Source organism: Streptomyces sp. McG3, from assembly GCF_018619185.1.
In the GTDB taxonomy this organism is placed as follows: Bacteria; Actinomycetota; Actinomycetes; order Streptomycetales; family Streptomycetaceae; genus Streptomyces.
Map to the genome: position 1 here is coordinate 1 of NZ_JAAXYC010000475.1, position 4,132 is coordinate 4,132.

Genomic DNA, 4,132 nt, shown 5'->3' on the forward strand with positions numbered 1-4,132 from the left:
GGTGGACAAGGGGGCACCGGCGGACTCATCGGCTCCGGTTGACGGCCGCCCCGCCCACGGCCCCGCGAGGGGCGAACGGTGCCCCTGACCTCGCCTCCACCTGGGGGGCGAGTCCCCTAGGGGGCGCCCCCTCCTCGTGGCCAGGGCCTGTTCCTCCCGGCGGAGGACGTGGCGGCAAGGGGCGTTTCCTTAACCTGTTCTTACGTCGCAGGGAGGGGTGCGGGACACCCCCCCTACGGCCCGCCGCAGGGGGGCAGGTGGGGAAAACCCCACCTGAAGACTGCGCTGGGCACCATCGCGCCGGACACCGTCCAGAAACCAGACTCGGACCGTACCCAATGACGTCCAGTCATCGACCGACATAGGAGAAATACCGTGACAACGGCTGTGACCATTCCCAGGCACGGGGGCACTGGAGGGCGTACGGCCGTCGCGGCGCGAGCGCGGCAGGTCGTGAAGGCGTACGGCACCGGGGAGACCCGGGTCGTCGCGCTCGACCATGTCGACGTGGACATCGCCCGCGGGCAGTTCACGGCGATCATGGGCCCGTCCGGCTCCGGCAAGTCGACCCTGATGCACTGCCTGGCCGGGCTCGACACGGTGACGTCGGGCGAGATCTTCCTCGACGAGACCGAGATCACCAAGCTCAAGGACAAGAAGCTCACCCAGCTCCGGCGCGACCGGATCGGGTTCATCTTCCAGGCGTTCAACCTGCTCCCGACGCTCAACGCGATCGAGAACATCACGCTGCCGATGGACATCGCGGGCCGCAAGCCCGACGCCGCCTGGCTCCAGCAGGTCGTGGAGACGGTCGGGCTCTCCGACCGCCTCAAGCACCGCCCCACCCAGCTCTCGGGCGGTCAGCAGCAGCGTGTCGCCGTCGCCAGGGCGCTCGCCGCCCGGCCGGAGATCATCTTCGGTGACGAGCCCACCGGAAACCTGGACTCCCGCGCCGGGGCCGAAGTCCTGTCCTTCCTCCGCAAGTCGGTCGACGAGCTGGGCCAGACCATCGTCATGGTCACCCACGACCCCGTCGCCGCCTCCTACGCGGACCGGGTGCTGTATCTCGCCGACGGTTCCATCGTCGACGAGATGTACAACCCGACCGCGGACCAGGTCCTCGACCGCATGAAGCACTTCGACGCACGCGGGCGGACGTCATGACTGTCTGGAAGACCTCGGTGCGCAACTTCCTCGCGCACAAGGGCCGGATGGCCCTCTCCGCCGTGGCGGTGCTGCTGTCCGTGGCGTTCGTCTGCGGCACGCTCGTCTTCACCGACACGATGAACACCACCTTCGACAAGCTCTTCGCGGTGACCTCGCCCGACGTCACCGTCAGCCCGAAGACGGCCGGCGGGAACGACGAGCAGCCCGACAACGGCAAGCCCGCCTCGCTGCCCGCCTCCGCCGTCCAGGAGGTCGCGAAGGCCGACGGCGTGAAGAAGGCGGAGGGCGCCGTCTTCTCCATGGCGGTCACCGTCGTCAACAGCGAGAACAAGAACATGGGCTCCGAGACCGGAGCCCCGACCATCGCGGGCAACTGGACCGAGAACGACCTGCGTTCGATGGAGATCACCTCCGGACACGCACCCCGCGGCCCCACCGAGGTGATGGTCGACGCCGACACCGCGAAGAAGCACGAGCTCAAGATCGGTGACGAGCTGCGCACCATCGCCGCCACCGGTGACATCACGGCGAAGATCAGCGGCATCGCGTCCTTCACCGTCACCAACCCGGGCGCGGCCGTCGTCTACCTCGACACCGCCACCGCCCAGAAGCAGTTGCTCGGCGCCCCCGACGTCTTCACCCAGATCCTGGTGAGCGCGGAGAACGGCGTCAGCGACACCCAGCTGAAGAAGAACGTCGCCACCGTCCTCGACGGCTCGGCCGCGTACAAGCTCCAGACCCAGCAGGAGGCCACGGACGCCAACAAGGACTCCATGGGCTCCTTCCTGGACGTCATGAAGTACGCGATGCTCGGCTTCGCCGGAATCGCCTTCCTCGTCGGCATCTTCCTCATCGTCAACACCTTCTCGATGCTGGTCGCCCAGCGGACCCGTGAGATCGGTCTGATGCGGGCCATCGGCTCCAGCCGCAAGCAGGTCAACCGCTCCGTGCTGGTGGAGGCGGTCCTCCTCGGCATCGTCGGCTCCGTGCTCGGCGTCGCGGCCGGCGTCGGTCTTGCCGTCGGGCTGATGAAGGCGATGGGCGCCGTGGGCATGGAGCTGTCCACCGGCGACCTCACCGTCGCCTGGACGACCCCCGCGATCGGCCTCGTGCTCGGCGTCGTCGTCACCGTCCTCGCCGCGTACATACCGGCCCGCCGGGCCGGCAAGGTCTCGCCGATGGCCGCGCTGCGTGACGCCGGGACCCCCGCCGACGGCAAATCCAGCTGGATCAGGGCCGGTATCGGCCTGTTCCTGACGGCGGCCGGCGGTGCTGCCCTGTGGGCGACGACCCAGGCGGACAAGGCCACCGAAGGCTCGATGTTCCTCGCCCTCGGCGTGCTGCTGACCCTGATCGGCTTCATCGTGATCGGCCCGCTCCTGGCCGGTGTGGTGGTGCGTGCCCTGAGCGTCGTCGTCCTGCGGCTCTTCGGTCCCGTCGGCCGGCTGGCCGAGCGCAACGCCCTGCGCAACCCCCGGCGTACGGGAGCGACCGGAGCCGCCCTGATGATCGGGCTCGCCCTGGTGGCCTGCCTGTCCGTCGTCGGGTCCTCCATGGTGGCCTCGGCCACCGAGGAGCTCGACAAGTCGGTCGGAGCGGACTTCATCGTCCAGGACAGCGGCGCCGGGCGGCCGATCGTGCCCCAGGCCGCCGAGGCCCTGAACGCCGTGCCGGGCCTGGAGCACATGACGAACTACACCTTCGTCAAGGCGAAGATCACCGCACCCGACGGGAAGACGGAGGACGAGGGGGTCACCGCCGCCGACCCGACCTACCAGCAGGACGTCCGGCGCACCGCCCTCTCCGGCGACCTCTCGAAGGCGTACGGCAAGAACGCCATGTCCGTCGGCGAGGACTACGCCGAGAAGCACGGGGTCAAGGTCGGCGACACCCTCACCGTCGCCTTCAAGGCGGGGGAGACGGCGAAACTGAAGGTCGCCGCCATCACCTCCGACGACACCAACATCGACCGCGGCGCGATGTACACCAACCTCACGACGGCGGCGTCCTACGTCCCGGCCGACCGGATGCCGCAGAACGTGGCCATGTTCGGCAAGGCGGAGGAGGGCAAGGAGAAGGAGGCGTACGCGGCCCTGAAGAGCGCGATGGCCGAGTACCCGGTCTACAAGGTGCAGAACCAGGCCGACTTCAAGGAAGACCTGAAGGACCAGATCGGCCAGTTGCTGAACATCGTGTACGGCCTGCTCGCCCTGGCGATCATCGTCGCGGTGCTCGGTGTGGTGAACACCCTCGCCCTGTCCGTGGTCGAACGGACCCGCGAGATCGGCCTGATGCGCGCCATCGGGCTCTCCCGCCGCCAGTTGCGCCGCATGATCCGGCTGGAGTCCGTGGTCATCGCCCTCTTCGGGGCGCTGCTCGGACTCGGACTCGGGATGGGCTGGGGCACCGCGGCCCAGAAGCTGCTGGCGCTGGAGGGGCTGGAGGTCCTGGAGATCCCGTGGCCGACGATCCTCACGGTCTTCGCATGCTCCGCCCTCGTCGGACTGTTCGCCGCCCTCGTCCCTGCCTTCCGGGCGGGCCGGATGAACGTCCTGAACGCCATCGCGACGGACGGATGAGCCGGCGCCCTCCCGACTACGGTGACCCTCCGGGCGTCACCGTAGGATGACCCGCAGGCCCCGGGACGTTCCTCCAAACGTCCCGGGGCCGAATCCTTTCCCCGCGCGCCGTTCCCCGCCCCCCGTTCCCCGCCCGGGCCCGCCGGTCACGGCGGACCGTGTCAGCTTGCTGCACAGAGCGGCTGACCCCCGTGCAGCAAGCTGACACCGCGGCCCCTCTTGCGGTGCGTTCTGCGCTGGCATGGTCGTTCGAGCCGGGACGAACCCCGGCTCCGACGCCACCGTCGAAGGGGAAAACGTGTCCAGGTCACCGCTTGCCCAGAAGCAGCGCCGCCCGGCCAGAGCCGCCGCCCTCGTCACCGGAATCGCCCTCGCCGCCCTCGCCC

2 protein-coding genes are annotated in these 4,132 nt (G+C 69.3%); both read left to right on the plus strand.

All coding sequences use genetic code 11. From position 1 onward, the window contains the following. Positions 1 to 375: 375 nt before the first annotated feature. Positions 376 to 1,164 (plus strand): ABC transporter ATP-binding protein, encoded by a 789-nt coding sequence (locus HET64_RS37165; RefSeq protein WP_215111645.1) that lies wholly within the window; start codon positions 376 to 378, stop codon positions 1,162 to 1,164. Next, positions 1,161 to 3,746 carry an ABC transporter permease gene (locus tag HET64_RS37170; RefSeq protein ID WP_215111646.1) on the plus strand — a complete coding sequence of 862 codons (2,586 nt, stop codon included), beginning with the start codon at positions 1,161 to 1,163 and terminating at the stop codon, positions 3,744 to 3,746. The genes HET64_RS37165 and HET64_RS37170 overlap by 4 nt, the downstream gene beginning before the upstream one ends. The last annotated feature ends 386 nt before the right edge of the window (positions 3,747 to 4,132 follow it).

Coding starts and splice junctions, on each gene's coding strand:
- HET64_RS37170 (WP_215111646.1), top strand. CDS start 1,161: ATGACTGTCTGGAAGACCTCGGTGCGCAACTTCCTCGCGCACAAGGGC.